A 25,866-nucleotide genomic window follows, 5' to 3' on the forward strand; every position below is an offset into this window, starting at 1 on the left:
TGTTTCAGCAAGTTTTGCGGGCAGGTTCGGTACGGATGGCGTCGATACACCGCATGCAGCGGGCTGAATACCGGCACAAGCGCTTCCCGGTGGTCCCGAGGCGCTCACTTTGATGACCTTTGCCCAAGCTTTTCGGTCGGACAACGACCGCCAGGACCGCGTCCGGCATTATGACTTTGCGCGTCCCGGCTTTGCGGCGGGTGACAGAAATAGGCTCGTTCCTGGCATCCATGTTCTGGCGCTTTTGCCGCGAAACAGCCTTCTCGTGGTAGGTTTTCTGAGGGCGAGACCTCTGGTACAGCAACAGAGAAATCGCGCCGACGATCTTGTCGGACGCAGGGTTCGACGTGGAAACGCAGCTGCCACCGAACGACGGTCGTCGCTCCAGTAGTATCGAACCCCGCTCCATTGGTCGATGCTGCGGCTCTGGTCTTGTCCCTTTCAGAGGTCCTGCAGCCGGTGTCAGGGCGCGTCGCCAGCGGGGAAGCGGCCCGGTTCCGAAAGGATGCGTCCGCGATATGCCGCTATTTCGGCGCTGTGGTGGCGGGTAAGGTCGATATCGTCCCATCCGTTCAGCAGCTTGGTTCGCCAGACATCATCCAGCTGGAACGGAACCGACACCCCCCGGATAAGCAGCAAACGCGAGGCCAGATCGGCGACACCGGTCCCCACGCCCGAGGACAGGGTCTTGGTCAACAACTTCGCATCCGCCTCACTCACGCGGGCCGGAAGCAGGCCGTTATTGACCGCATTTCCCGCGAAGATATCGCCGAAACTGGGCGCCACAACGACGCGTATCCCGGCATCCACAAGCGCATAAACCGCCGCCTCACGCGAGGACCCGCTGCCGAAGTTTCGGCCTGTCACCAGAATGCAGGCGTCCGGATGGGCATTGAGCGGAAACTCCGGGTCCATCTCGCCCTCGGAAGTGCGCCGCACATCGTGCAGCAGGAACCGGCCATAGCCCTCGGCGCGCGGTGTCGACATGAACCGCGCCGGGATCAGCTGATCGGTGTCGATATTGGCCATTGGCAAAAGTATCGCCTTGCCACGCTGTTCGCTCCACCCCGCCATCAGACTGGTCTCCCCCGCAACATGGGGCGGACATCGCACAGCGTGCCGGTGACCGCCGCCGCCGCCACCATGGCCGGTGACATCAGATGCGTGCGTGCGCCCTTGCCCTGACGGCCGCGAAAGTTGCGGTTGGTGGAAGAGGCGCATCGCTTGCCCGCGGCGACCAGATCACCGTTCATGCCCACGCACATGGAACAACCCGACGCGACCCAGTCCAGCCCCGCCTCGGTGAACACACGGTCCAACCCCTCCTCTTCGGCCTGCGCCTTGACCCGGGCTGAACCGGGCGAGACCAGCCCGGGCACGCGCGCCCTGCGCCCGGCCAGAACCGCGGCGGCGGCACGCAGATCCTCGATCCGGCCATTGGTGCAGGAGCCGATGAACACCTGATCGACCGGCGTGCCCGCCAACGAGCGACCCGGCACCAGCCCCATGTAGTCGAGCGCGGCGCGGGCGGCCTGCACCTTGGCTGGCGGCAATGTGTCGGGGATGGGAACGGACGCATCAATGGGCAGGGCCTGTTCGGGGCTGGTGCCCCAGGTTACGATGGGCGCGATCTCCTCGGCCAACAGGGCGACGTCGCGGTCGAACATTGCATCGGCATCGCTGGCCAAGGCCTGCCAGTTGTCCAGCGCCTTGTGCCAGTCCCCGCCCCTGGGCGCCTGCGACCTGTTGCGCAGATAGGCAAAACTCACCTCGTCCGGGGCCACCATGCCCATGCGCCCGCCGCCTTCGATGGTCAGGTTGCACAGGGTCATCCGACCCTCCATCGACAGGCTACGGATGGCGCTGCCAGCATATTCCACCGCATGGCCCTGTGCCCCGTCAGCGCCGAGCCGCGCGATCCAGTTCAGTGCGATATCCTTGGCCGACACACCCGCGGGCAAAGCGCCGTCAACGGTGATCCGCATCGCCTGCGGCTTGCGTTGCCAGATGGTCTGGGTTGCCAGCACATGCGCCACCTCGGTCGCGCCGATGCCGAAGGCGAGCGCACCGAATGCGCCGTGGGTCGAGGTATGGCTATCGCCGCAGGTGATCAGCAGGCCGGGCAGCGTCAGCCCCTGCTCGGGCCCGACCACATGCACGATGCCCTGATCGGGGTCATCAAGGTCAAACAGGCGCAGCCCATGCCGGGCGGCATTGCCGCGCAGGGTCTCGATCATGCGGGCAATCGCCGGGTCGGCAATCGGGCCCGCCCTGCGGGTCGGCGCATAGTGATCCACCAACGCGAATGTCAGGCCGGGTTCGGCCACCGGCAGGCCCCGCTCGGCCAGCCGCGCAAAGGCGTGGTGCGATCCCTCATGCACCAGGTGCCGGTCGACCCAAAGCAGCGATGCGCCATCCTCGCCGCGATGCACCTCGTGTATCGACCAGAGCCGGTCCAACAGGGTCAGCGGCGCGTTCATCGGGGTGTTTCCTTCAGTGGGGTGATGGCCGGTTCCCAATGGCGGCCCTCGCCATTTTCGACCCGCGCCAGGCTCATGTCGAGGCGGAACATGTCGGGGCGGTAGAGGCCGGTCAGAAACTCGACCCCCCGCCCCGTGGCATCACGCACGACCCGGTCCAGCGACAGCAGGGCCGCGCCTTCGGGCAGGCCAAGTGCCGAGGCCACTTCGGGGCCTGCTAGGGTGGCCGACACCGACTGCCGCGCATCGGCGATCTGCACGCCATTGCGTTCCAGCAGCACATGCAGCGGCTCGCGTGACAGATCGTCGTCAGAGATACCCACCGCGATGCGCGACGGCACATAGGTGGTCAGATGCGAATAGGCCGTTCCACCGATACTGCGCGTCCGCTGTGCGATCTGCACCGCTTCGCCCGGCGCCAGGCCCAATGCGCGCGCCACATGCTCGGGGGCGGCGTCCATGCGGCTGGACAACAGGCGCACCTCGGTGCTGCGCCCGATTTCCACCAGCTGCGGCAGCAGGGTCGAGAAATCCATCGTCACCGGCTGTGGCGCAGAGGGGCGCGGCCGCACCCGGGTGCCGCTGCCCGCACGCCGCGACAGAAAACCGTTTTCCGCCAATGCATCCAGCGCCCGGCGCACGGTGACACGAGAGACGCCGTAATCCTCGGCCAGTTGCTCCTCGCCCGGCAGTTTCCGGCTCGGCTCCAGCCGCCCGGCCGAGATCTGTTCCAGCAAGGACAGGTAGACGCGACGCGATTTCGCGCCTGCGGGTAACCGAATCCCGCCCCCCGTCTGCATCCCCGGCTCTGTCATTTTCGACCCGTTCGAAAGGAAAGAATTGCCTCTGACTATATACCGGTTAAATGTATTATCAATGATACAGCTTTCATCCGTGGAGGGATGCGATGCCGGTGGTCGAACTGCACCTGATCGAAGGGTATGGCGAAGAGGACAAGCGCCGCCTGGGCCATGCGCTGACGGATGCGGTGCGGTTCGTCGTGCCTGCCGCGCCCGAAGGCGTCGTGGTGATGATCCACGAAATGGCGCCCGATGCTTATTTCAGGGGCCGCAGCACAAAGACCCCTGCACCCGCCTTGCCCGACCCGGCCGAAGTCGTGCATGCCTATCTGGCCGCGATGGAGGCGCGCGATCTGGACGCCGCCCGCGCGATGCAGGGCGACGGGTTCACCATGTTTTTCCCCGGTACCGGCCCGATGACCGATCTGTCCGATCTGATCGACTGGGCGCGTCCCCGCTACAGCTTTGTGACCAAGACCTATGAGGGGTTCGACGCCATGCCCGGCGCGGGAGATACATCCGTCGTCTACTGCCGTGGCACGCTGTCGGGCGAATGGCTGGATGGCGCCGCCTTTTCCGGCATCCGCTTCATCGACCGGTTCGAGTTGATCGGAGGAAAGATCACCCGGCAGGACGTGTGGAACGACATGGGCGAAATGCGGGGGCGGACATGAGCGAGATTGACCCGATCACGCTCTCGGTTCTGGCCGGGCGCATGGAACAGATTGCCGACGAGATGGACGCCACCCTTTTTCGCGCCGCCTTCAACCCGATCATCGCCGAAGCGCATGATGCCAGCCACGGCCTCTATCACGCCGAAACGGGTGACACGCTGGTACAGGGCAAATCGGGCCTGCCGATCTTTGTGGGTGTCATGTCCTTTGCCGTAAAGGCGGTGATCGAAAAGGTCGCCGCAGATGGCGACCTGGCCGATGGCGATATCTTCATCTTCAACGACGCCCATATCGGCGGCACGCATCTGAGCGACATGCGCCTTGTGCGGCCCTATTTCCGGGAAGGGAACCTGTTCTGCTGGCTGGCCTCGGTCGGTCATTGGCATGATGTGGGCGGCGCCGTGCCGGGCAATTACAACCCGGCCGCGACCGAAGTGTTTCAAGAGGCGTTTGTGCTGCCACCCGTGCGGCTGGCGCGCGCGGGTGTGGTCAACCAGGACATCATCGACATCCTGTTGCGCAACACCCGCCTGCCGCAATCGGCGCAGGGCGATCTGAACGGCCAGTTGGGCGCGCTCGACCTCGGCGTGCGTCGGATGGACGAGCTCCTGGACGAATACGGGGCGGACACGGTCGATGCGGCGCTTGACGCTTTGGGACTGCGGGCGGAACGGCTGATGCGCTCGGAACTGGAGGCTATTCCCGACGGGCGCTGGGAGGCCGAGGATTTTCTCGACAACGACGGCATTGCCGACAAGCCGCTGCCGATCCGGGTGGCGCTGGAGATCAGGGGCGACCGGATGCATCTGGATTTCACCGGCTCTGCTCCGAAATGTGCCGGGCCGGTGAATATCGCGCTGCCCACCACCATCGCCACCGTTTATGTAGCCATCAAACATATATTCCCGCTGCTGCCCGCTAACGCGGGTGTGATGCGGCCCATCGAGGTCACGGTTCCCGAGGGCTCGATCCTGTCGGCGGAGTTTCCCGCGCCCACCGGCGGCTATACCGAAACCATCCTGCGGATGATCGACGTGGTATTCTGCGCTTTTGCGCAAGCGGTGCCGGACCGGGTGGTGGCCAATGCCTATGGCACGATCAACGCGCTTTCCATTGCCGGGCGGCGCAGCAATGGCAAGCCCTGGGTGATGTTCAGCTTTTACGGCGGCGGCCATGGCGGATCACCCGAGGGCGACGGGTTGAACCACGGCAATGCGCCGATATCCACGGCAACCATCCCGCCGCTCGAGATCCTCGAGGCCGCCTATCCGGTGATGTTCCGGCAATGGGCGCTGAGGCGCGACAGCGCGGGCGCGGGCCGGCATCGCGGCGGGCTGGGCGCGGTCTATGAAATCGAGGTGCTGGAGGAGAACGGCGCCGAAGGCTTCCTGTTCGGCGAGCGCGGGCGCTTTGCGCCCAAGGGCGTGGCGGGCGGGCAGGAAGGCGCGCTGAACGTGTTCACCTACCAGCAGGGGGCGGAGTGGCCGCACCCGCCGCTGGTATCCAAGATGCGTGGCATCCGCCTGAAACAGGGCGAGGCGGTGCGGCTGGAAACCCCCGGCGGCGGCGGCTATGGCCCGCCCGCCGAACGTGACCCCACCGCCGTGGCGCTGGACGTGGCGCGCGATTATCTGAGCGAGGCCGAGGCCGACCGCCTTTACGGTCCAACCTGGCGTGAGGGCATGCGATGAGCGGCAAGATGATCGGTGTCGATGTCGGCGGCACTTTCACGGATATCTTTGTCCTCGATGAAAGCGACGGCACCGCCCGTGTCGGCAAGGTGCCGACCTCGCGCCCCGACCAGTCCACGGGCTTCCTGCAAGGGATCACCGAGGCGGTCGCCGATATCGGCAGCGTCGGCGTGGTGGTGCATGGCACCACGGCGGGCACCAATGCGCTCTTGGAGCGCAAGGGCGCGCGGACGGGCGTGATCTGCACCCAAGGCTTGCGCGACGTGCTGGAGATGCGCCGCCGCGACCGGCCCCGCACCTGGGGGTTGCGCGGCGATTTCGAGCCGGTCGTGGACCGGCGCGACCGGCTGGAAGTGCCGGAACGGACGCTGGCCGATGGCACCATCCCCACACCCGTTGACCTGGATGCGGTGCGCCGCACAGCCCGGCAATTGCAGGATCAGGGCTGTATCGCTGTCGCTATCCTCTTTGCCAACGCCTATGCCAACCCCGCCAACGAGGCCGCCGCCGTGGCTGCCCTGCGCGAGATCTGGCCCAACGAACATGTCTCCGCCTCCTCGGAAATCCTGCCCGAGATCCGCGAATACGAGCGGTTCTCAACCACCGCGCTCAACGCCTATCTGCAACCCGAGGTCTCGGGCTATCTGGGGCGGCTGGGGGCGGCGCTGGACAAGGGCGGGTTCGGCGGCGAGTTCATGATCGTGCAGTCAAATGGCGGTGTGATGGATGTGGACACCGCCTGCCGCTTTCCGATCCGCACCGCCCTGTCGGGTCCTGCGGCAGGGGTGATCGCGGCGGGCTATATCGCCCGCTCGGCCGGGTTCGACAACGTGATCACCGGCGACATGGGGGGCACCAGTTTCGATGTCTCGCTGATCGCCGAAGGGCGCTCGATGCTGGCGCCGCAGACCTCGATTGACTTTGGCATGGTGGTGCGGACCCCGATGATCGAGATCACCACCATCGGCGCGGGCGGCGGCTCGATCGCCTGGGTGGACAAGGGAGGCCTGTTGAACATCGGCCCGGAAAGCGCGGGCTCGGAGCCGGGACCGGTGGCCTATGGGCTGGGCAATGATCGCCCCACCGTCACCGATGCCAATGTGGTGCTGGGCCGCATCGACCCCGAGAACCCCATCGGCGGCAAGCTTGCGCGGCTGGATGTCGAGGCGGCGACGCGGGCCATCGACATCCATGTCGGCCAGCCGCTGGGCCTCGACACGCTGGCGGCCGCCGAGGCGATCCTGCGGGTGGCCAACTCGCGCATGGCGGGCGCCTTGCGGCTGGTCAGCATCGAGCGCGGTTTCGACCCCAAGAAATTCGCCTTCATGCCCTTTGGTGGCGGCGGCGCGCTGCATGCGGGCGCGATGCTGGCCGAGGTCGGGATCGCGCGCGCCATCGTGCCGCGCTATCCGGGCGTGACCTCGGCCTTGGGCTGCGTCATCGCCGACATGCGGCAGGATTTCGTCCAGACCCTCAACGCGATGCTGGACGGTTTGGACACCGAGATGCTTGGCGCGGTGATGCAGGACCATCATGATCGAGGCATGGCGATGCTGAAGGCCGCCGGCACCCGGTTCGAGGCGCGCGACGCGACATTCGCGCTCGACATGGCCTATATCGGCCAGACCCATACCGTTTCGGTGCCGATCCCCGCGCAGGTGAGCGCGGGCAAGGTGCATTCGCCGACGCAGGCCCAGATCGCCGCCGCCTTCGACAATGTCTATCGCGACACTTTTGGGCGGCTTCTGCCCGGCGGGGTGCGGCGCATCCTGAACCTGCGCAGTGCCGTGACCGGCAAGCGGCCCAAGTTCGACCTGGCCACGCTGGCCCCCACGGTGACCGACCCGGCCCGTCCGAAATCCACCCGCAAGGTTCATTTTGGCACGGACTGGTATGAAACCGCGATCTACGACCGCCTGACATTGCCGGTCGGCACCGTGATCACCGGGCCAGCGATCCTGGAACAGCCCGACACCACGGTGCTGATCGAACCGGGGCTTGTGGGCCGGGTCGACCCGCTGGGCAATGTCATACTTGAAACCGGACCGGAGGCAGGCGCATGAGCGATCCCAGAGGCTGGACCCTGGCGCAGACCGCGCTGCTGACCATCGACCTGCAAAACGACTTTCTGCATCCCGAGGGCGCCTATGGCCGGGCCGGACAGGGGGCGGCGGCCATCGCCGCCCTGCCCGCCCGCATCGCGCCGCTGGTCGCGGCGCTGCGGGCCAAGGGCGGGCTTTACATCTCGGCCCAGTTCACGCTGGTGCCCGGTCCGGGGGGCGAGCCGTTGATCTCGCCGCATCTCAAGGCGCTGCGCCCCTTCCTCACTCTGGGCGATTTCGCGCCCGGCAGTTTCGGGCATCAGCTGGTCGATACGCTGCAACCCGCAGACTTCACCGTCGAGAAAGTGGCCTATTCCGCCTTTTACCAAACCCGGCTGGAATACATCCTGCGCGCGATGAATATCCGCCAACTGATCGTCGGCGGCATCGTCACCAATGGCGGCGTCGCATCGACCCTGCGCGACGCGCATCTGCGCGACATCGACACCGTGATGCTGACCGACGGCTGTGCGGCCTTCCGGGACGAGGTGCATGACGCCACCCTGCTGTCGCTGGGCACCGTCACGCATCAGATGACCTGTGCCAAGGCACTGGGCTGGCTGGAGGGCGCGGCATGACGCTCAAGGCAAGGCTGGCCGGGGATGGCATCGTGTTGGCGCCCGGCATTTACGATGGGCTGACCGCGCTGATCGCGGAACAGGCGGGGTTCGAGGCGCTGTATCTCAGCGGCGCGGCGGTGGCCTATACCCGGCTTGGGCGGCCCGACATCGGGCTGACCTCGGTCACGGAAATGGCCGAGACGATGACGCTTATCGCCGACCGCACCCGACTGCCGGTGATCATCGACGCCGATACCGGCTTCGGCAACGCGCTGAACGCCCAGCGCACCATGCGGCTCTATGAACGGGCAGGCGCGGCAGCCTTGCAGGTCGAGGATCAGACCTATCCCAAGCGCTGCGGCCACCTGAAGGACAAGGCGCTGATCCCGGCCGCCGAGATGGCGGGCAAGATCGCCGCCATGGCCGATGCCCGCCGCTCGGACCGGACGCTGATCATCGCCCGCACCGATGCGATCGCGGTCGAAGGCTTCGACGCGGCGCTGGAGCGGGCCGAGACCTATCTGGCCGCCGGAGCTGACGTGTTGTTCGTCGAGGCGCCGCAGACCGAGGCAGAACTCACCGGTATCGCGGACAGGTTCGCGGCGCGTGTGCCGCTCTTGGCGAACATGGTCGAGGGGGGCGCGACGCCGATACGCTCGGCCGAAGCGTTGCAGGCGCTGGGCTTCCGCCTCGTGATCTTTCCCGGTGGCATCGTGCGGGCGCTCGCCCATACCGCGCGCGACTATTACAGCAGCCTGCGCGCGCATGGCACCACCGCGCCGTTCCGGGACCGGATGTATGATTTTGCCGGCCTGAACGAGGTGATTGGAACCAGCGAGATGCTGGACCGCGGCAAACGCTATGACCCCGGACAGTGACCCGCATATCGCGCCGCCGCCCGCGCGCTTCGACATCGCTTGCCAGACGCTGATCATCGGCGCCGGGGCGTGCGGGCTGGTGGCCGCGCTTGCGGCACGCGAAGCGGGGCAAGAGGTTCTGGTGGTCGAGGCCGACGCCCTGCCGCGCGGCTCGACCGCGCTCTCGGCCGGGCTGATCCCTGCGCCCTGCACCACCATGCAGCGCGCGGCGGGGATCCAGGACAGCGCCGCGCTCTTCGCGCAGGACATCCAGGCCAAGGCCAAGGGGGAGAACGACCCTGATCTGGTCGATACCCTGGCCGCAGGGGCCGGGCCGGTCATCGACTGGCTGGCTCAGCGCCATGGTCTGCCCTTCTCCGTTGTCACCGATTTCGACTATCCCGGACACAGCCGCCGCCGGATGCACGGCCTGCCCGGCCGCTCGGGCGAAGAACTGATCGACGCGCTGCGCCACGCCTGCGAGGCGCAGGGGATCGACATCATCTGTTCCCGGCGGGCGCATATCCTGCATATGGAAAACGGCCGTGTGCGCGGTGTCACAGTCTTTGGCCCCGACGGCAGCGGCGAAACCATCGCCTGCGACCGGCTGATCCTGGCCTGCAATGGGTTTGGTGGCAATCGGCAACTGGTCACCGACCACATGCCAGAGATCCGCGAGGCGCTCTGGTTCGGACATGATGGCAACCGTGGCGAGGCGGTGCTTTGGGGCGCGGCGCTGGGGGCCGATCTGCGTCATCTCGGGGCCTATCAGGGGCATGGCAATGTCGCCCATCCGCATGGGATCTTGATCACCTGGGCGGTGATCACCTCGGGCGGGGTGCAGGTGAACCGCGACGGGGAGCGGTTCTGGGATGAATGCCAAGGCTATTCCGAAGCCGCCCGCGCGGTGATGGAGCAACCCGGAGGCGAGGCTTTTGCAATCTTCGACGCGCGTATCGCGGGTATCGCGCGCCAGTTCGAGGATTTTCGCCGCGCCGAAGCCGCAGGTGCGATCCGGCAGGCCGATACGCCCGAGGCGCTTGCCCGATTGCTCGGCCTGCCGCCCGACGCGTTGGCGCAAACCCTGCGCGACCTGCCCCGCGACGGAACCGATGGGTTCGGGCGACTGTTCCAGCTCCCACCGCTTGCCCCGCCCTTTTGCGGCGTACGGGTGACGGGGGCGCTGTTTCACACCCAGGGCGGGTTGAGGACCGATACTCGCGCGCGCGTGCTGTGCCCCGATGGGACGCCAGTGCCGGGTCTTTATGCCGGAGGCGGCGCGGCCTGTGGCGTCTCGGGCAGCGGCGACAGCGGATATCTCTCCGGCAACGGCTTACTGAGCGCGGTCGTTCTCGGCCGAATCGCGGGATCGTATAGTGGGCCTCTGTCTTGAACCTGCCCGTAAATCACCCTCTCATGTCGTGAAACAACCCCGAGGATCCCATGCGCCCGACGCCCTATCTCGCCCCGATGCCCCTGCGCGGCCGCATCAGCAGACCACAGCCCAAGGGGTTGCCGATCATCAACATGGGCTACAACGAGTTGCCCTATCCGCCCCTGCCCGCGATCCGCGCCGCGATGGAGGAGACCGCCGCGAGGGCGCAATCCTATGGCAGCCCGCATTGTGACGCGCTGCGCGATGCCTTGGGCGCGGCGCATGGGCTGGACCCCGAGCAGATCGTCTGCGGCAACGGATCCGAAGAGCTGCTCGACGTCATTGCCCGCTGTTTCGCCCGGCCGAGGGACGAGATCCTGATCTCGGAGTTCGGATACATCCAGTTCGCCCTGACCGCCAACCGGGTGGGGGCGACATTGGTGAAGGCGCGCGAGCGTGACTACACTAGCGATGTCGACGCCCTGCTGGCGGCGGTGAGTGAGCGCACGCGGCTCCTGTTCCTGGCCAATCCGAACAACCCGACCGGCACCATGCTGGAGATGGAGGCGCTTTCCCGGCTGGCCCGCGACCTGCCTGCGCAGGTCGTGCTGGTGCTTGACCTCGCCTATGGCGAGTTCGCCGCGCCCGACTATTGCGCGGCGGTGCACAGCCTGGCGGCAAACCACGAGAACATCGTTGTCACCCGGACCTTTTCCAAGGCCTATGGCCTTGCAGGCGCGCGGGTTGGCTGGTGCCAAGCCCCCGCTTGGATGGTGCCCGTCCTCTATGCCGCGCGGGGCATGGGCACCGTCAATGCCTTGGCGCAGGCCGGGGCGGTGGCAGGTCTTGCCGCCCCTAAGGCGATCCAGGCGCGGGTCGATGAGATCGTGTCCGAACGCGCGCGTCTGACCGGCGCGCTGGGACAGCTGGGTTTGTTCGTGACCCCAAGCCGGACCAACTTTCTGATGGCCCGTTTCCGGGACGGAGACCCAGCTCGCACCGAAGCACTGGTCGAGCATCTGTTCGAGAACGCCGGGATCGTCGTCAACCGCACCCGCGAGGCGGGGCTGGAAGCGTTCTTCCGCTTCTCGCTGTCGCTGCCCGCGCATAACGATCTGCTGCTGGACAGTGTGCGCAGGTTCATCGGGCAACGCTAAACCGGGAATGGCGGCGCGGGCGGCACCGGTGTTTTTTGAGTATTTTTGACCAGAAAGAAGCAGGATGCGGGATGCGCCTTCGATCTAGTCGCCCTTGACCGGTATCTTGTCGAGATGGCGCAGCATGGCGGCGAAGGCGCCGATACGCTCCCTCTGATAGGCGGCGACATCAAGCCCGTCATAGTCGAGAAAGCCGCGCCCGTCGCGCAGGCCCCGCCGGCCCTCGGCCATGTTGGTCTCGATGATGTCGGGCGCGGCGAACCGGTCCTGCCCGGTGGCGCGGGTCATGTAGCGGCTGGCGTGGTAGAGGATGTCGCCGCCGCCCCAGTCGATGAATTCCAACAGGCCCAACACCGCAAATCGGAAGCCGAAGCCGTATTTCGTGGCCTTGTCGATATCGGCGCTGCTGGCCACCCCCTCTTCGACCAGTCGCGCGGCCTCGTTCATCGCCAGCGCCTGGATGCGCGGCACGATATAGCCGGGGCTGGCGGCACAGGTAACCGGCACCTTGCCGATCCGCTCCAGCAGGTCGATCAGGCGGGCGGTTATCGCCGGATCGGTGGCATCGCCGGGCGAAACCTCGACCAGCGGCACCAGATAGGCGGGGTTGAGCCAGTGGGCGTTGAGGAACCGTTCGGGCGGGGTGACAAACCCCTGAAGGTCGTTTGACAGGATGGTCGAGGTGGTCGAGGCGATCACCGCATCTGCATCCGCGTGGCGCGACAGGAGATCGAAAACCTCGCGCTTGGCCTCCAGCGTCTCGGGCACACCTTCGAAGATAAAGGGCACCCCGGCAAGCGCCGCCGCCAGATCTTCGTGGCCCACAACCTCGACACGCGCCAGCATGGCGTCAGCTTCGGCCGCCTGCATCAGGCCCACATCGGCCATCAGCGCAAAGGTGGCGCGCAGTTCGGCCCGTATCTCGGCCCGGAGCCGGTCGAACTCTGCCATCGGTCGCGGCTTGGCGTCGATCAGGCGGACCGGGTGGCCGGAATAGGCGAAGGCGACGGCCATGCCGCGGCCCATGCGCCCGGCGCCCACGGCGGCGATGATTTCCCGCGCCGCCATCTCAGGCCCCGTCCCGCAGCATGGTCTGCAAAGCGGCGCGGTCGGTCCCGGCCAGCCCGAGGTTTTCCAGCGTCCGGCCGCTCTGGCGGAAATCGTCATCGCAGATCGCCGAGCCCAGCGCCAGGAGCCCCGTCGCCGTGGGCGCAGGTACCCCGGCCCAATCGGCGACCGAGACCAGCAAGGCCAGCCCCACCGCCACGTCCTCGCGCATGTAGCGATGCTCGGTCAGCACCAGATGTTCGCGCCAATCGCCGCTGTCGATCAACTTGTCATGGGCGAGGTTGCCGTACATCCAATCCGAGGTTTCATAGTGATCGGCCAGCGGGAAGTGCGGCGCACCATAGCCCAGTGCCTCGCGCACAGCCATACGCTCGGCATCGAGCCGCGTGGTGACCCGGCGGATGGCGGGCTGGGTGCCCTCGTTGTGAATGTCCCAATGGTCGAAATGCTCGATCGGGCCCGCGTTCATCGTGATCAGCGGCGGATGGATGATGGGGCCTGCGTTCATCAGTGCCCCAGACAGCGCGTCCCCCGCCGGTTCGACCGCAGGATAGGCCCGCGCAAGGACCGAATGCGCGTGTTCCGCGTTGCGCAGCGGATAGACCCCGGTCGGCAGACGGGTGGCGCGGGTGGTGATGGCGACGGTATCTGCTCCGTGCAGCCGCGTGAGATATGGCAGGGTGCCGGTTTCGGCCCAGCTGACATCGGCGTGGTTTCCCGCCTTGCGGACGATATCGGCCATGATCCAGCTGCCAAAGCTGCCCGGCGGCAGAAAGACGACCTGCCCGTCTGTCAGGTAGGGCGCCATGGCCGCCGCGATATCGGCTTGGGCCGTGGCCGGTGTCGGGCAGACGATCAGGTCGGCGCCCCGGATGGCCTCGCCGATATCGTCAGTGACCATTGAAATGCGAATCGGTCGCGCGCCCTCGAAATCCTTGAGCGTGATGACGTTGTCGCGCACCCTCAGCTCTGCTTGCGCAGACGCATTTCTGCGCCAGAACCGTATGTTGTGCCCCTGCGCTGTCAGATCAACCGCTGCGGCGGTCGAGCCGTTGCCACCGCCTAGAACTGCAATCTCCATCGCCCCCTCCCGCACCGATAGTTGCTGGAGCAGATTACATACATGAAAAATCATATATCAAGGATATTTCTATTGCATTGGGCCCGATGGCCGGTCTTACATGAAAATGCATAGAAGTCGGGACAGACCGACCTAACTTCACCTTAGGGAATGTACCGCCCGACAGAAGGCGGTTCATCCTCCGTTGGATCAACAGGGAGTTGTGACATGAAAATCTTCAGCGGGCTTTCCAGAAAAGCCACTTATCTGATGGCGGCGACAGCACTCGCCGTCATGGCTGCCCCGATGTCGGCCAAGGCCGAGGACCGGGTCAGCGCGGTCCATGCGTTCCCCGAGTTTCTGGTTTACACCAAGACCTTTCTCGCAATGGTCGCGGACATCAACGAGCGCGGCAAGGGCGTCGTTCAGATCGAGGTGCGGGGTGGTCCCGAGGCGATCGGCATGTTCGAGCAACCCGCCGCCGTGCGTGACGGCGTGGTCGACATGGTGCACACGCCCGGCAGTTTCTATGGCGCCAACGTGCCCGAGATCGACGCAATGGTCGCCTCGCGCGTGACTCCGATGGAGGCCCGGGCCAATGGCGGCGCGGCACTGATGGACAAGGCACATCAAGAGCGCTTCAACGTCCGCCACCTGGGCTGGATCGATGGCGGCATCAAGTTCCACATCTACATGAACAGCGAACCCAAGTTCCGCGACGACGGCATTCTGGATCTGACCGGGGTCAAGCTGCGCGACAACCCGATCTATCACGCCTTCTTCGAGCAACTGAACGCGACCACCGCCTCGATGCCGGCGACCGAAGTCTATTCGGCGCTTGAAAAGGGCGTCGTCGACGCGGCGGCCTGGACCGAAATCGGCATTCCGCAGCTCAAGTGGAACGAATTCCTCAAGTATCGGGTGGACCCGACCTTCTACAACACCGATATCGGCGTGATCTTCAACCTCGACGCCTGGAACGCGCTTTCCCCGGAAAGCCAGAAGCTGATCGAAGAGGTGGTGATCGAGTGGGAAGGCAAATCCTATGCCGACCGTCAGGCGGAAGTTGCGGCGGATGCCAAGACCCTGGCCGATGGCGGCATGACCTTTGTTGCCCATTCCGCCGAAGCGGGCGAAGTCTATCGCAAGATGGCCGACGATGCCGCCTGGGCGCGGATGTACGAGCGCATTGACGGCGGCGGCGCCGGTGCCGAAACCTACAAGGCCCTGCGCAAGACCTATGCTCTGGAAGAGTAACACAGCCTGAAGGCAGGCCGCGGCTGTGACGCCGTGGCCTGCCCCAGCAAACAAAGCCAAGAAATGATGCGCCTGATCGACCGTATTTGCGACCTGCTGGCCATACTGGCCGGTATCTATCTGGTAGGGATCATGTTCGGGATCGTGATCAGCGCGCTGGCCCGCACGCTGAACCTGTCCGGCTCTTGGTCCAGCCATATCTTCACCTTCACCGAATTCGGACTGCTCTATATCGTGATGGCCGCCTCGCCCTGGCTGGTGCGCCATCGGGGCCATGTGTTCATCGAGCTTCTGAGCGCGGCCCTGCCGCTCCGGATGCAACGGCCCTACAGCCGGGTGATCTCGGCGCTCTGTGTCGTGATATGCCTTGTGCTGGTCTGGTACACCTGGGGCGCCACGGCCCGGGCCTGGAAGTTCGGCGATGCCGAGATGCGCAGCCTCGATATGCCGAAATACCTGCTTCTGGGCGCGATGCCGATCGGGTTCGGCCTGATGGCGGCACAGTTTCTCCGCTTTGTCTTTGGCCCTGAGACCATGCATACCGGCGAAGCGGGCGTACACGAATGACAATCAAGAATAAAAGAGGCGCAGGCAATGGAATGGTATGAGGCGCTCGTCTTTCTGCTGGGCATGATCCTTTTTTTCATGGCGCTCGGCATTCCGGTGGCGCTGGCCTTTCTGGCGGCCAACATGATCGGTGCGGCCTATTTCATGGGCGGGCGCGGCGATATCGCCAGCCAGATGGCGCGCGGCATCGGGCAGCTGGCCAATAACGCGATTCCCACCGTCACCTCGTTCAACCTGATGCCGGTGCCGATGTTCCTGCTGATGGGCGAGATCTTTTTCTTCACCGGCCTCGCCAATCGCATGTTTGGCGCGGTCGACCGGCTGATGGGCAAGCTGCCCGCGCGCCTGTCCTTTGTCACCGTCGCAGGCGGCACCGCCTTTGCCACGCTGTCGGGATCCTCGATGGGCTCCACCGCACTCTTGGGGTCTTTGATGGTGCCCGAGATGCAGAAACGCGGCTACAAGAAGCACATGGCCATTGGCCCGATCCTGGGCACCGGGGGCCTCGCGATGCTGATCCCGCCCTCGGCGCTGGCGGTGCTGCTGGCGACGCTGGCAGAACTGGATATCGGCGACCTGCTGATCGCAGGCATCATGCCCGGCCTGATGCTGGCAATCTTCTACGCGGTCATGATCCTCGGCATGGCGCTATACGATCCCAACGCTGCCCCCGCCTACGAGGTCGAAAGCTCCAGCTGGACCGAGAAGATGCGCCTGCTCTTCGTGGACATCCTGCCGATGGTGTCCATCGTGATCGGCGTGATCCTGGTGATCATGTTCGGCATCGCCACACCGTCGGAAAGCGCGGCCTTCGGCTGCCTCGGCGTCGTCGTGCTGGCAGCCCTCTATCGCTCGCTGACATGGGAGGGGATCGTCAAATCCGTGGCCGGCGCTCTCAAGGTGACCACCATGGCGCTGCTGATCATCTTCGGCTCGGCCACCTTCTCGGCGCTCCTGGCCTTCTCCGGGGCCTCCTCGGGGCTGATCCGCTGGGCCACCGGGTTCGACCTGGAACCCAGCACGATGCTCCTGATCATGTTCGCCATCCTTCTGGTTCTGGGCATGTTCATGGACCAGCTCAGCATGATGCTGCTGACCGTGCCGATCTTCTTTCCGCTGGCGCAGACGCTGGGGTTCGACCTGATCTGGTTCGGGGTGATCGTGCTGCTCGCGCTCGAGATCAGCTTCACCACACCGCCCTTCGGCCTGCTGCTCTTCGTGATGAAGGGAGTTTCGGCCCCGGGCACCAGCATGCGCGACATCTACGTGTCGGCGATCCCTTTCATCGGCTGTTCGATGCTCTTGGTGGCGCTGCTGATCGTATTCCCCGGTATCGCGCTCTGGCTTCCGGGGCTGGGGCAGTAGGAGTTGCAGGCAACCGGCCAAAGCGCGCGTAAGTCAATCGACTGGAGCCCACTTATCGCGGGGGGCTCCAGTGCACCGCTTGGGAGCCCGGCATGCGCAGCGAGATAAAGGAGCGGCCTCATTGCTGACCAAAAGGACATTCGCTGGCCGCCTCTCCTGACAATGCCGAGCGGGACGAAGCCTCTGTTAAGCGTTTGTATATGACCGAAGCGTTAGATCAAATGACGACAACCTCAAGGTTCGCGTTGATCCCCCCAGTTCAACCAGGCAGCGTCCTCGGGCGACAGGAGCGAAGCGCAACGTTCATGATAGCGTGCGAGTTCATTGTCACTTAGGCGGCCTTCCCACTTGTTGGATGTGCCGGACGCAAAGAACTTCGCTTGGTCGACGAAGGGCGACTCTTTGTGAAAGCGTCTTTCGCTGGATTCGGCGACCTTGCGCATGTTGGCAAACGTATTTGCCTCTGTCAGCGCAGCCAGAGTTTCCGGTGTCAGATCGATTTCCAGAATTCGGGCAAGCCGCGCAATCTGTCCCTGCAGATCTTTGCTCAGATCGGCGTAATGGAAGAAATGCACGTTTCCCTTCCCCTCACGCGCTCTGGCCTGCTGGTAGTGATGTATGATGGAGCGCACTGTAAGATCATCCGTGCCCGTATCGGTCAGTGGTCCCTCAACAAACCTGCTGAAACCTGCCGGGATATCGTCGGGGAACATCTCTAATAGAGGACCCGCGTCTTTCATGTTCTCAACGTGGCTCCGAAATGAGAAATGGGCATCGACTGGGTGACGATACACAACGACATAGGTTGGCTCTGAACCATATGAGATGCCGTCCATGGGCGTATGGCTTTTGAGGCAGCGCCGACGCGTCAGGCTGGCTTGTTTTGCGGCGATTGCTTTTCGGTCGCGAAATCCGCAATCGAGCCAAGGCGCTTCGTCTCTGTTGCCGGCATCCGGAACGACCCTGCCATGTATCAGCATCATGACGATATTCAACGTCCATGTCGTGCCGCATTTAGGGGGCGTACAAACAATCACATCGTTGGGTCGCAGCTGAAATTCATCCCATATGTCGGTATTCGTGACCGGGCCGAGATAATCGCGGAGACGTTCTGTCTGGACTGTCTGCATTTGGCTTCCCCCAAGTCCGTAACCCCACGTTAGTCGACCAGCATCAAACCGCAAAGCAGTTTGAGCGTCAGGGATATGAGGTGAACAACCTCGACTATGGGCCCAAATCCGCCCGCTGCCTCTTAGGGATCAATGCCCGCAAAGGGCCGCAAAACGTGTCGCAATATGAAGTGGGCGTACCGTTGCCTCCGCCAGCCCCCCGTAGCCTCACAGCCCCTTGGGATGGGTCAGGAACTCTTCGATGATATGATCCGGCGCCTTGGTGTAATCGCCTACCCGGCTGACGCCTTGCCCGGTCAGCCGTTTCAGACCCACCGCCATCTCGGCCATCTTCACCGCGATCGGGATGCCATTGACCACCGGTGCCCCGTCGATCTGATGGTCGTGGAACTGCGAGAACAGCAGCATCGGGATGCCGCCGCCGGGGATCAGCACATCGGTGCCCGCCGCCACCAGCGGCCGGCCCTGTTCCTCGAACAGGCGCTTGACTTCGGCGGCCTTGTCCGCATTGCCATAGGCGCCGAGGATCTGCCCCGGCTCGAAGGTCATCGCATGAACGCCAGAGACCCGCTCGCGCAGCCCGTATTTACCGATCTGGTGATGGAACCACGGGATGAAGCGCGGGTTGATGGTGACGATCCCCAGCCGCTGGCCCATCTGGCAGCACCACAGCATGGTCGCCTCGCCGAGGCCAATCACCGGGATATCCACAACCGAGCGCGCCTCATAGAGGCCCGCATCCTGGAAATGGCCGACAATGAAGGCGTCATAGCCCTCGCGCTCGGCCCGGATCGCGTTACAGATCATCTCGCGTGCGCAGCGGAACTCCACCAACGGATGGGCATAGCTGTCAAACGGCGTGATCCCCCGGATGTCGACCTGCGTGCCCGGCGCCGACACCGCTTCCAGATGCGGCCCCAGCATGTCCCAGTATTCCGCCCCGTTCTCGTAATCCACATAGCTCTGATACCAGAGTTTCATCGCCTTCCTCCCTGACCCGCATCGGTGCAAGCTTTGCGTGTGCACCTGCTTCTTTCTGGTTCAAAATACTCCGGAGCGCGAGGCGGAGCCTCGCAAGACATCACCCCGCAAAGGACCGGATCGTCTGAAGCGCCCCGTCCAGCGCCCTGCCCTCTTCATCCTCCAACGCCGCCTCGCGCAGGCGGCGCACCCAGTCGGCGGCATCGGCCCGCCCGGCAACCAGTTCGGCCCCTGCGAGCACATGATCGAATTTGGACAGGCCGCGCGCATGGGTGTCCGAATACCCCTTGATCAGCCTGCGGCATCGCAACAGTTCCACCGCCAGATCATAATCGGGCTGCCGCGCCATGGCCACGCGGTCTAGCCATGCCTCCAGATGCGCCTGCTCCTGTGCGTGGCGTAGGGTGCGGCGGCGATAGCCGCGCAGCCCGGCCAGCACGTAAAGCTGAAGAAAACCACTCACCCGGTCGCTGCGGATACGGCGGCCATGGCCGAACCAGCGGTCCAGCCGCGCCATCCAGCGCGGAGAAGCCGCCACCCGAGCACCCAGACCTGCCGGCAGCATCGAGGATATCTCCTCGGCGCGCGGGTGCAGGAACTCGGTCACCTGCATCCCCTGCCGGGGCGCCCGACCCATTTCAGCATCGATGCGATTGCGCCGGGCAGCACGCGTCTTGCGACCTGCCACCCGGATCACATCGTCATAGGCCATCGCATTGGCGATGTATTTGGCCGCCTCGCGGGTCAGTTCATGACCCCGCGCGGGATCGTCCATCCGGACCAGTGCAAACAGCCGGTCGAGATATTCATCGCCATAGGCGCAATCCTGAAAGTCGACGACCTTGCGCAGCCCGGCACGGGCCATCTCGCGTACGGCGGCAGGCAGGTCCTCGATCCGCACGGTCAAGGCCGTCCAAGCCGTCAGCTGTGCCGCTGGCCCTTGGACGGCAGGCTCTGCATGCGTTTCCACCGCGACTGACATCTCTGGCTGGGTGGGACCGGCCGAGACCGCTTCGAACCCGGCGGCAAAGGCGGCAAGGCTGGCCTCGACCCCCTTGCCCGAATTGCGGATCGCGGCCTCAAACGCCTCGCGTGGAAAAGGCAGGGCGCCCGATCCCGCTAGCGCGCCAAACAGGCTGGCCGAGATGACCGACCCCTTGGCGACCGCCAGCCGCTCCATATCGGCACTCAGGAACCGCTGCGCGGCGATACCGGCTGCGGCCATCACCTCGTCGGCCTGCGCGATCCCGTTGCCCGGCACCATCTTTTCCGACACCGCCAGCGCCCGGTGTTCGGAGGCGATCAGCACGGTACGATCCGGGGTGACATAGCCGCGCTGGATCGCCCGGCCCGCCTCCATCATCTCGGCGGCGATCAGGATGTCGACATCTCCGGCGGCGGGGGCCAGGGAAAAGACCGGCGCCGCCACACCCTCTGGCGCGATTTCGATGTAATAGATGGTGGCGCCGGTGCGCTGGGCCACGCCCGCGACCGAGGTCGCCTGTACCGCCCGGCCAGCGGCGCGGGCCACCGCCTCGATCCAGCCGGTCAGCACGCCGCCGCCCTGCCCGCCCACGGCCATGACCACCAGCTTGGTGATCGCGCGAGCGCTGTCGGCGCCCTGCGGTGTCATCACGCTGTCCATCCGGGTCATGACGCTTCTCCGAAATCTAGCACCCGCCGGGCACGGCGCGCTTGCAGCCATGTGATGATGCGACTGCGCCAGCCTGCCAACAGCCGCTCCCAAGGTCGCGGATTGTGCACCAGGTCCGCGCGATAGAACGAAGGGCACAGAACGGCGGCATCCGCCACCTCGCCACAATTTCCGCAACCGACACAGGTCTGGTCGATGCTGGCCACCGGATCGTCGCGCAGCGGGTCGTCCAGCACCTTGAGCGACAGCGAGGGACAGCCCGAAAGGCGAATACAGGCGTGATCGCCAGTGCAGATGTCGGCATCCACGCCAAAGCGCGGCGCCTCGACCCGGCGCCCCTCGCGGATCGCCTGGGCGCGCAACGGTTTCTCGCGCCGCTGCCGGTTCAGCATGCATTCCGATGAGGCCACGATCAGTTTCGGCCCGTCATAATCGGTGGTCAGCGCCTCGCGGATGGTGTCGCGCATATGGCCCACGTCATAGGTGCGGTCGATCTGGCGCACCCATTTCACCCCCACCCCTTCCAGCGCCTTGGAAATCGGGTTTCCCGTCGCCTTAGAGGGGTTCTTGGCCCGCGAGGACAGCACATCCTGCCCGCCGGTGGCCGCCGAATAGTAATTGTCCACCACGATGGCCACGCTGTCCGAGCGGTTGAACACCATGTTGCCTATCGAGGAGCTGAGCCCGTTATGCCAGAACCCGCCATCGCCGATGAACGAGACCGCCCGCCGCGCGCCGCCGCCGTCAAACGCCGCGTTCGAGGCCGGGCCAAGCCCGTATCCCATGGTCGAGCCGCCGATCTCGAAGGGCGGCAGGGCGGCAAAGAGGTGACAGCCGATATCGCCGGTGATCTGGTGCTTGCCCAGCTCCTGCTCGACGAGCTTCATCGCGGCAAAGATGGGCCGTTCCGGGCAGCCGGTGCAGAAGCCCGGCGGCCGGATCGGTACAGTCTGCGACAGGTCGGGCATCTCGGGCGGCGGCGCATTGGGGGCAATCACCTGCCCCGGCAAGAACTGTGGCGCGGTGTCCTTGAGGAAACCCGCGATCCCGTCGAGCATGATTTGGCCGGTATATTCGCCCGCCATGGGGAAAAGGCCCTTGCCAAACAGACGCACCGGCGACCCGGCCCGGTGCAGCATCGCGGCCAGCCCCTGTTCGATGAACTCGGGTTGCCCCTCTTCAACGACCAGCAGCTCCCCCTTGCCCTTGGCAAACGCCAGAAACTCATCCTTCACCAGCGGATAGGTCACGTTCAACACATAGAGCGGGATGGCCGAACGCCCCTCGATATCGGCAAGACCCAGACGCTGGAGTGCACGGATCACGCCGTTATACATGCCGCCCTGCACCACCAACCCCACGGGCGCAGTGTCGGGGCCGAACATCTCGTTCAGCCCCTGTTCGGTGATGAACCGCTCGGCCGCAGGCCAGCGGTTTTCCACCTTGTCGCGCTCATGCTGATAGGACATCGGCGGCAGCACCACGCGGGCGAAATCGCGGCGTGGCTCCGACAGCGCGTCGCGCACGCTGAGCGGCGGGCGCTGATTGTCGGCACATGCGAACTGCCCCGTGACGTGGCAGGACCGAATCCGCACCATCAGCATGACCGGCGTGTTCGACGCCTCGGACAGCTCAAACCCCTGTTTCACCGCCTGCACGATCGAAGGCAGGTTCGGGCGCGGGTCGAGCAGCCAGAATTGCGATTTCATCGCAAAGGCGTGGCTGCGTTCCTGCATGATCGAGGAGCCCTCGCCATAATCCTCGCCCACGATCACCAGCGCGCCGCCGGTGACGCCGGACGAGGCCAGATTGGCCAGCGCGTCCGAGGCGACGTTGACGCCCACCGCGCCCTTGAAGGTGACCGCGCCCCGGATCGGGTAATGGACCGAAGCCGCCAGCATGGCCGCCGCCGCGGCCTCGGACGCATTCGCCTCGTACCGCACGCCCAGTTCACCCAGCAGGTCCTGCGCATCGGCCAGCACATCCATCAGGTGGCTGATCGGCGCGCCCTGATAGCCCCCCACATAGCCGACGCCGGATTCCAGCAACGCCTTTGTGATGGCCAGGATGCCTTCGCCGGTGAAGGTCTCGCCGGCACCGAGCTTGAGGTCCTGAACCTCTCGTTTGAAGGATCGTTCCGCCATCGTACGTCAGATCTCGTGGATGCGGATATTGGTGAGCATCTTGTTCAATGTCGCCAGCAAGGCATGCCGCTCAGCCGAGGAGATGCCCTTGAACATCCGGTCATGGCTGGCTCGCATATGCGGCCAGAGACGGTCATAGACCGCCCGCCCTTCAGGTGTCAGGTAGACGCGGCTGGACCTCTGATCGTCGCTATCCACCTCGCGACGCACCAGCCCATCGGCCTGCAAACCATCGAGCGCCCGTGACAAGGTTGATTGCTCGACCACAGCGTAGATGCCAAGCGTTCCGATGGGCAAACCATCCTTGGCCGACAGGATCGCCAGCGCCCGCATCTTGGCGGTGCTCAGCCCCAGCGCGGTCATCTCCTTGCGCAGGTTGGCGTTGTAGCGCCCCATGATCCGGTTCATCAGGTATGGCGCATAGCCTTCAAGGCCGATTTCGGCCAATTCCCTGAGTTGTTCGGTTTGATCGGTCGATTCGGCCATCTGGGTCTTTCGGTCGTTGCTGCCTTCAGAGTTCCCGAAATTATATGCAAATGCAAGTAAACTCGATCCCTCGGCGGCGCAACCCGCCGGTTTTGGAGCTTCGGGCTTGTCAAATCCCCCCGACCCGGCAATCACGGGCAGGCAACAACACGACCAGAGAGAGGACAGACCCACGACATGGACAAGACCTTCATCACCGAACGCGAGCTTCGTTTTGGCGACTGCGACATTTCAGGGACCGCCTATTTCCCGTCCTATCTGGATATCCTGAACGGCGTGAACGAGGAATTCTGGGCGAGCCTCGGCTTTGCCTGGCACGACATCATCTGGAACGAACGCTGGGGCACGCCCACCGTGCATCTGAGCTGCGATTTCTCGAAACCCTCCTTCTTTGGCGAAACGCTGCGGTTCGAGCTGGCGGTCGTCAAGCTAGGTCGCTCGTCTGTCACCGTGCGCCACCGGATCAGCTGTGGTGACGAGGTCCGCTGGTCCTCGACCCAGGTGCTGGCCGCCAGTGATCTGGACAAGCACACCTCGATCCCATGGCCCGACGCGATGCGCGCGGCGCTGGAGGCGCGGCTTACGTCTGCCGATGAACTCGGGTTCTGATCCTACATCTGCCCGGGCAGGTAGAGCGCCAGCGCCGGCACCGCCAGCAACAGCGCCAGGCGGATGATGTCGACCATCCAGAACGGGGTCACCCCGCGAAAGATGGTGCCGGTGGTCACGTCGCCGACCACGCCCTTGAGGACAAAGACATTCAGCCCCACGGGCGGGGTGATCAGGCTGATCTCGGTCACAACCACCACCACGATGCCGAACCAGATCGGGTCATAGCCCAGCCCGGTCACCAGCGGAAAGAAGATCGGCACGGTGAGCAGCAGCATCGACAGCGATTCAAACACGCAACCCAGCGCAATATAGATCGCCAGGATCACCGCCATCACCTGCCAGGGGCGCAACTCATAGGTGGTGATGAGATCGCTCAGCGCCGTTGGAAGCCCGGCGATATTGACGAAGTTGGAGAATATCCAGGCGCCGATCAGCACCGCGAACAGGCTGGCCGCCGTGATCGAGGTTTCCAGCAGCACCTCAAGCGAATCCTTGAGGGTGAGCCGGCGCCGCGCCAGCGCGATCAGGAAGGCACCCATCGCCCCCATCCCTGCCGCCTCGGTCGGGGAAAAGTTGATGTTGAGCGGCGGGACGTCGAACAGGCCGTAAAGCCCGCCGATCACCAGGAAGAACAACAGCATGACCGCCCAGACCTCGCGCAGGGCGGCCAACCGCCCGCGCAGCGGCACCCGCTCGCCCGCGGGGCCCGCCGCCGGATTGCGCCAGACCGTCCAGCGCACCGCGCAGAGGTACAGCAGGATGCCCAGCATCCCCGGCACGATACCGGCGACAAACAGCTTGCCGATCGAGGTCTCGGTCAACAGCCCATAGATCACCAGAATGACCGAGGGCGGGATCAGGATGCCCAGCGTCCCCCCCGCCGCGATCGAGGCGGTGGACAGCGAGTCGGAATAGCCGAACCGCCGCATCTCGGGCATGGCCACCTTGGCCATGGTGGCGGCCGTGGCCAGCGACGAGCCGGAAATGGCGGCGAACCCGCCACAGGCCACGATGGTCGCCATCGCCAGACCGCCGCGCAGATGGCCCAGAAAGGCGTTCGAGGCGGCGTAAAGCTCGCGGCTGATGCCGCCCTTGTTCACGAACAGGCCCATCAGGATGAACAGCGGCACCACCGACAGGCCATAGTCCTGACTGGTGTCGATGATCAGCCGCGCCACCATCGAGATCGAGGCGCGAAAGCTGGTCTCGGTCATGAAGCCGACCATGCCGACAAAGCCCATGGCAAAGGCGATGGGAACACGCAGCAAGATCAGCGCCAGAACCGCGCCAAAGCCGATCAGGGATGCGGTCATGAGGCGCTTCCCGCAAGGCGTGGCGCCACCAGCAGCAGCACGCCCCGCACCACCAGCACCACCGCCGTGACCAGGGTCAGCAGGGCAATGAACCAGCCGACGTAATGCAGCGGCAAGCGCAGATATTCCATCACATCCCCATAGGATCGCGACCGTTCGGCCAGGTCATAGACCCGGCTGGCGGGCCAGAACAGGATGATGCCGCAGAACAGGCAGACCGCCGCGTCGCGCCAGCGCGACAGGCGCAGGCGGTGGAACGGGCCGTCCAGCAGATCGACGCTGACATGAGCGTTCCGGCCCGACAGCACCGGCATCACCGAAAACACCATGACCGCCATCAACAGCCGCGTCAGATCGGCGGCCACCTCGATGGGCGCGTTGAAGATCGAGCGCAGCAGCACATCGGCAAAGGTCATCACCATCAGCACGAACAGCGCCGCCGAGGCCAGCAGCCCCGGCAGCCAGACCGAAAGAGAAAGAACGCGTTTCATCATGATGTCATATTATCAGACCCGGCGCCGCACCCGCGCGGC

23 protein-coding genes are annotated in these 25,866 nt (G+C 64.9%); 11 read left to right on the plus strand and 12 right to left on the minus strand.

The genetic code is table 11. The features are described from left to right. Positions 1–462 precede the first annotated feature (462 nt). From leuD to AC2FNY_RS13715, 3 genes are read right to left on the minus strand one after another with little or no spacing between them, the layout of a single operon-like run. Complete coding sequence (gene leuD, locus AC2FNY_RS13705; protein WP_234137951.1) at positions 463–1,074, minus strand: 3-isopropylmalate dehydratase small subunit; 612 nt, start codon at positions 1,072–1,074, stop codon at positions 463–465. Then, the gene (gene leuC / locus AC2FNY_RS13710; protein WP_496802805.1) at positions 1,074–2,480 is read right to left on the minus strand and encodes a 3-isopropylmalate dehydratase large subunit; all 1,407 of its coding nucleotides are present in this window, start codon (positions 2,478–2,480) and stop codon (positions 1,074–1,076) included. The genes leuD and leuC overlap by 1 nt, the downstream gene beginning before the upstream one ends. After that, entirely contained in the window at positions 2,477–3,295 is an 819-nt protein-coding gene (locus AC2FNY_RS13715) for a GntR family transcriptional regulator (protein WP_496802806.1), read from the minus strand. Before AC2FNY_RS13715 ends, leuC begins: the two co-directional genes overlap by 4 nt. 92 nt (positions 3,296–3,387) lie before the next feature. Here AC2FNY_RS13715 and AC2FNY_RS13720 point away from each other — a divergent pair, with 92 nt between their 5' ends. The 7 genes from AC2FNY_RS13720 to AC2FNY_RS13750 are packed head-to-tail and all read left to right on the plus strand — an operon-like array spanning position 3,388 to position 11,696. Continuing rightward, positions 3,388–3,954, plus strand: a complete 567-nt coding sequence (locus tag AC2FNY_RS13720; RefSeq protein ID WP_496802807.1) for a tautomerase family protein — start codon at positions 3,388–3,390, stop codon at positions 3,952–3,954. Continuing rightward, positions 3,951–5,645, plus strand: a complete 1,695-nt coding sequence (locus AC2FNY_RS13725; protein ID WP_496802808.1) for a hydantoinase B/oxoprolinase family protein — start codon at positions 3,951–3,953, stop codon at positions 5,643–5,645. Before AC2FNY_RS13720 ends, AC2FNY_RS13725 begins: the two co-directional genes overlap by 4 nt. Beyond that, a complete protein-coding gene (locus tag AC2FNY_RS13730; RefSeq protein WP_496802809.1) occupies positions 5,642–7,708 on the plus strand; it encodes a hydantoinase/oxoprolinase family protein in 2,067 nt (688 codons plus the stop codon). The genes AC2FNY_RS13725 and AC2FNY_RS13730 overlap by 4 nt, the downstream gene beginning before the upstream one ends. Further along, entirely contained in the window at positions 7,705–8,325 is a 621-nt protein-coding gene (locus tag AC2FNY_RS13735) for a cysteine hydrolase family protein (protein ID WP_496802810.1), read from the plus strand. Before AC2FNY_RS13730 ends, AC2FNY_RS13735 begins: the two co-directional genes overlap by 4 nt. After that, positions 8,322–9,185: an isocitrate lyase/PEP mutase family protein gene (locus tag AC2FNY_RS13740; protein WP_496802811.1), complete on the plus strand. Its 864-nt coding sequence runs from the start codon at positions 8,322–8,324 to the stop codon at positions 9,183–9,185. Before AC2FNY_RS13735 ends, AC2FNY_RS13740 begins: the two co-directional genes overlap by 4 nt. After that, on the plus strand, positions 9,169–10,557 hold the full coding sequence (locus tag AC2FNY_RS13745; protein ID WP_496802812.1) for an FAD-dependent oxidoreductase: 1,389 nt from the start codon (positions 9,169–9,171) through the stop codon (positions 10,555–10,557). The genes AC2FNY_RS13740 and AC2FNY_RS13745 overlap by 17 nt, the downstream gene beginning before the upstream one ends. Positions 10,558–10,607: 50 nt before the next feature. Further along, the gene (locus AC2FNY_RS13750; protein WP_496802813.1) at positions 10,608–11,696 is read left to right on the plus strand and encodes a pyridoxal phosphate-dependent aminotransferase; all 1,089 of its coding nucleotides are present in this window, start codon (positions 10,608–10,610) and stop codon (positions 11,694–11,696) included. Positions 11,697–11,780: 84 nt separating this feature from the next. Here the strand turns inward: AC2FNY_RS13750 and AC2FNY_RS13755 are convergent, their stop codons facing one another. Next, positions 11,781–12,764 (minus strand): 3-hydroxybutyryl-CoA dehydrogenase, encoded by a 984-nt coding sequence (locus AC2FNY_RS13755; protein WP_496802814.1) that lies wholly within the window; start codon positions 12,762–12,764, stop codon positions 11,781–11,783. 1 nt (position 12,765) lies between these two features. Beyond that, positions 12,766–13,845, minus strand: coding sequence for an NAD/NADP octopine/nopaline dehydrogenase family protein (locus AC2FNY_RS13760; protein ID WP_496802815.1), 1,080 nt, complete (start codon positions 13,843–13,845; stop codon positions 12,766–12,768). A 207-nt stretch (positions 13,846–14,052) separates the two neighbouring features. Here AC2FNY_RS13760 and dctP point away from each other — a divergent pair, with 207 nt between their 5' ends. The 3 genes from dctP to AC2FNY_RS13775 all read left to right on the plus strand — a co-directional run bounded on the left by dctP (position 14,053) and on the right by AC2FNY_RS13775 (position 17,013). Beyond that, a complete protein-coding gene (gene dctP / locus AC2FNY_RS13765; RefSeq protein WP_234137939.1) occupies positions 14,053–15,081 on the plus strand; it encodes a TRAP transporter substrate-binding protein DctP in 1,029 nt (342 codons plus the stop codon). Positions 15,082–15,144: 63 nt separating this feature from the next. After that, complete coding sequence (locus AC2FNY_RS13770) at positions 15,145–15,648, plus strand: TRAP transporter small permease (RefSeq protein WP_234162932.1); 504 nt, start codon at positions 15,145–15,147, stop codon at positions 15,646–15,648. Between the two features lie 27 nt (positions 15,649–15,675). Continuing rightward, entirely contained in the window at positions 15,676–17,013 is a 1,338-nt protein-coding gene (locus AC2FNY_RS13775) for a TRAP transporter large permease (protein ID WP_234137937.1), read from the plus strand. A gap of 233 nt (positions 17,014–17,246) precedes the next feature. Here the strand turns inward: AC2FNY_RS13775 and AC2FNY_RS13780 are convergent, their stop codons facing one another. From AC2FNY_RS13780 to AC2FNY_RS13800, 5 genes are all read right to left on the minus strand, one after another. Next, positions 17,247–18,143, minus strand: a complete 897-nt coding sequence (locus tag AC2FNY_RS13780) for a sulfotransferase domain-containing protein (RefSeq protein WP_234218843.1) — start codon at positions 18,141–18,143, stop codon at positions 17,247–17,249. Between the two features lie 207 nt (positions 18,144–18,350). Next, positions 18,351–19,124 carry an aspartate/glutamate racemase family protein gene (locus AC2FNY_RS13785; protein WP_496802816.1) on the minus strand — a complete coding sequence of 258 codons (774 nt, stop codon included), beginning with the start codon at positions 19,122–19,124 and terminating at the stop codon, positions 18,351–18,353. A gap of 100 nt (positions 19,125–19,224) precedes the next feature. Next, on the minus strand, positions 19,225–20,778 hold the full coding sequence (locus AC2FNY_RS13790; protein WP_496802817.1) for an indolepyruvate oxidoreductase subunit beta family protein: 1,554 nt from the start codon (positions 20,776–20,778) through the stop codon (positions 19,225–19,227). Next, entirely contained in the window at positions 20,775–22,922 is a 2,148-nt protein-coding gene (locus AC2FNY_RS13795; protein WP_496802818.1) for a thiamine pyrophosphate-dependent enzyme, read from the minus strand. The genes AC2FNY_RS13790 and AC2FNY_RS13795 overlap by 4 nt, the downstream gene beginning before the upstream one ends. A 6-nt stretch (positions 22,923–22,928) precedes the next feature. Further along, positions 22,929–23,408 (minus strand): MarR family winged helix-turn-helix transcriptional regulator, encoded by a 480-nt coding sequence (locus AC2FNY_RS13800; protein WP_234137931.1) that lies wholly within the window; start codon positions 23,406–23,408, stop codon positions 22,929–22,931. Positions 23,409–23,585: 177 nt separating this feature from the next. Here AC2FNY_RS13800 and AC2FNY_RS13805 point away from each other — a divergent pair, with 177 nt between their 5' ends. Next, the gene (locus tag AC2FNY_RS13805; protein WP_234177690.1) at positions 23,586–24,017 is read left to right on the plus strand and encodes an acyl-CoA thioesterase; all 432 of its coding nucleotides are present in this window, start codon (positions 23,586–23,588) and stop codon (positions 24,015–24,017) included. A gap of 2 nt (positions 24,018–24,019) precedes the next feature. Here the strand turns inward: AC2FNY_RS13805 and AC2FNY_RS13810 are convergent, their stop codons facing one another. Both AC2FNY_RS13810 and AC2FNY_RS13815 read right to left on the minus strand, forming a co-directional pair. Next, complete coding sequence (locus AC2FNY_RS13810) at positions 24,020–25,333, minus strand: TRAP transporter large permease (RefSeq protein ID WP_496802819.1); 1,314 nt, start codon at positions 25,331–25,333, stop codon at positions 24,020–24,022. Further along, a complete protein-coding gene (locus tag AC2FNY_RS13815) occupies positions 25,330–25,824 on the minus strand; it encodes a TRAP transporter small permease (RefSeq protein WP_345790443.1) in 495 nt (164 codons plus the stop codon). The genes AC2FNY_RS13810 and AC2FNY_RS13815 overlap by 4 nt, the downstream gene beginning before the upstream one ends. Positions 25,825–25,866: the final 42 nt, after the last annotated feature.

This window comes from Ruegeria sp. BHSC223, from assembly GCF_059613025.1.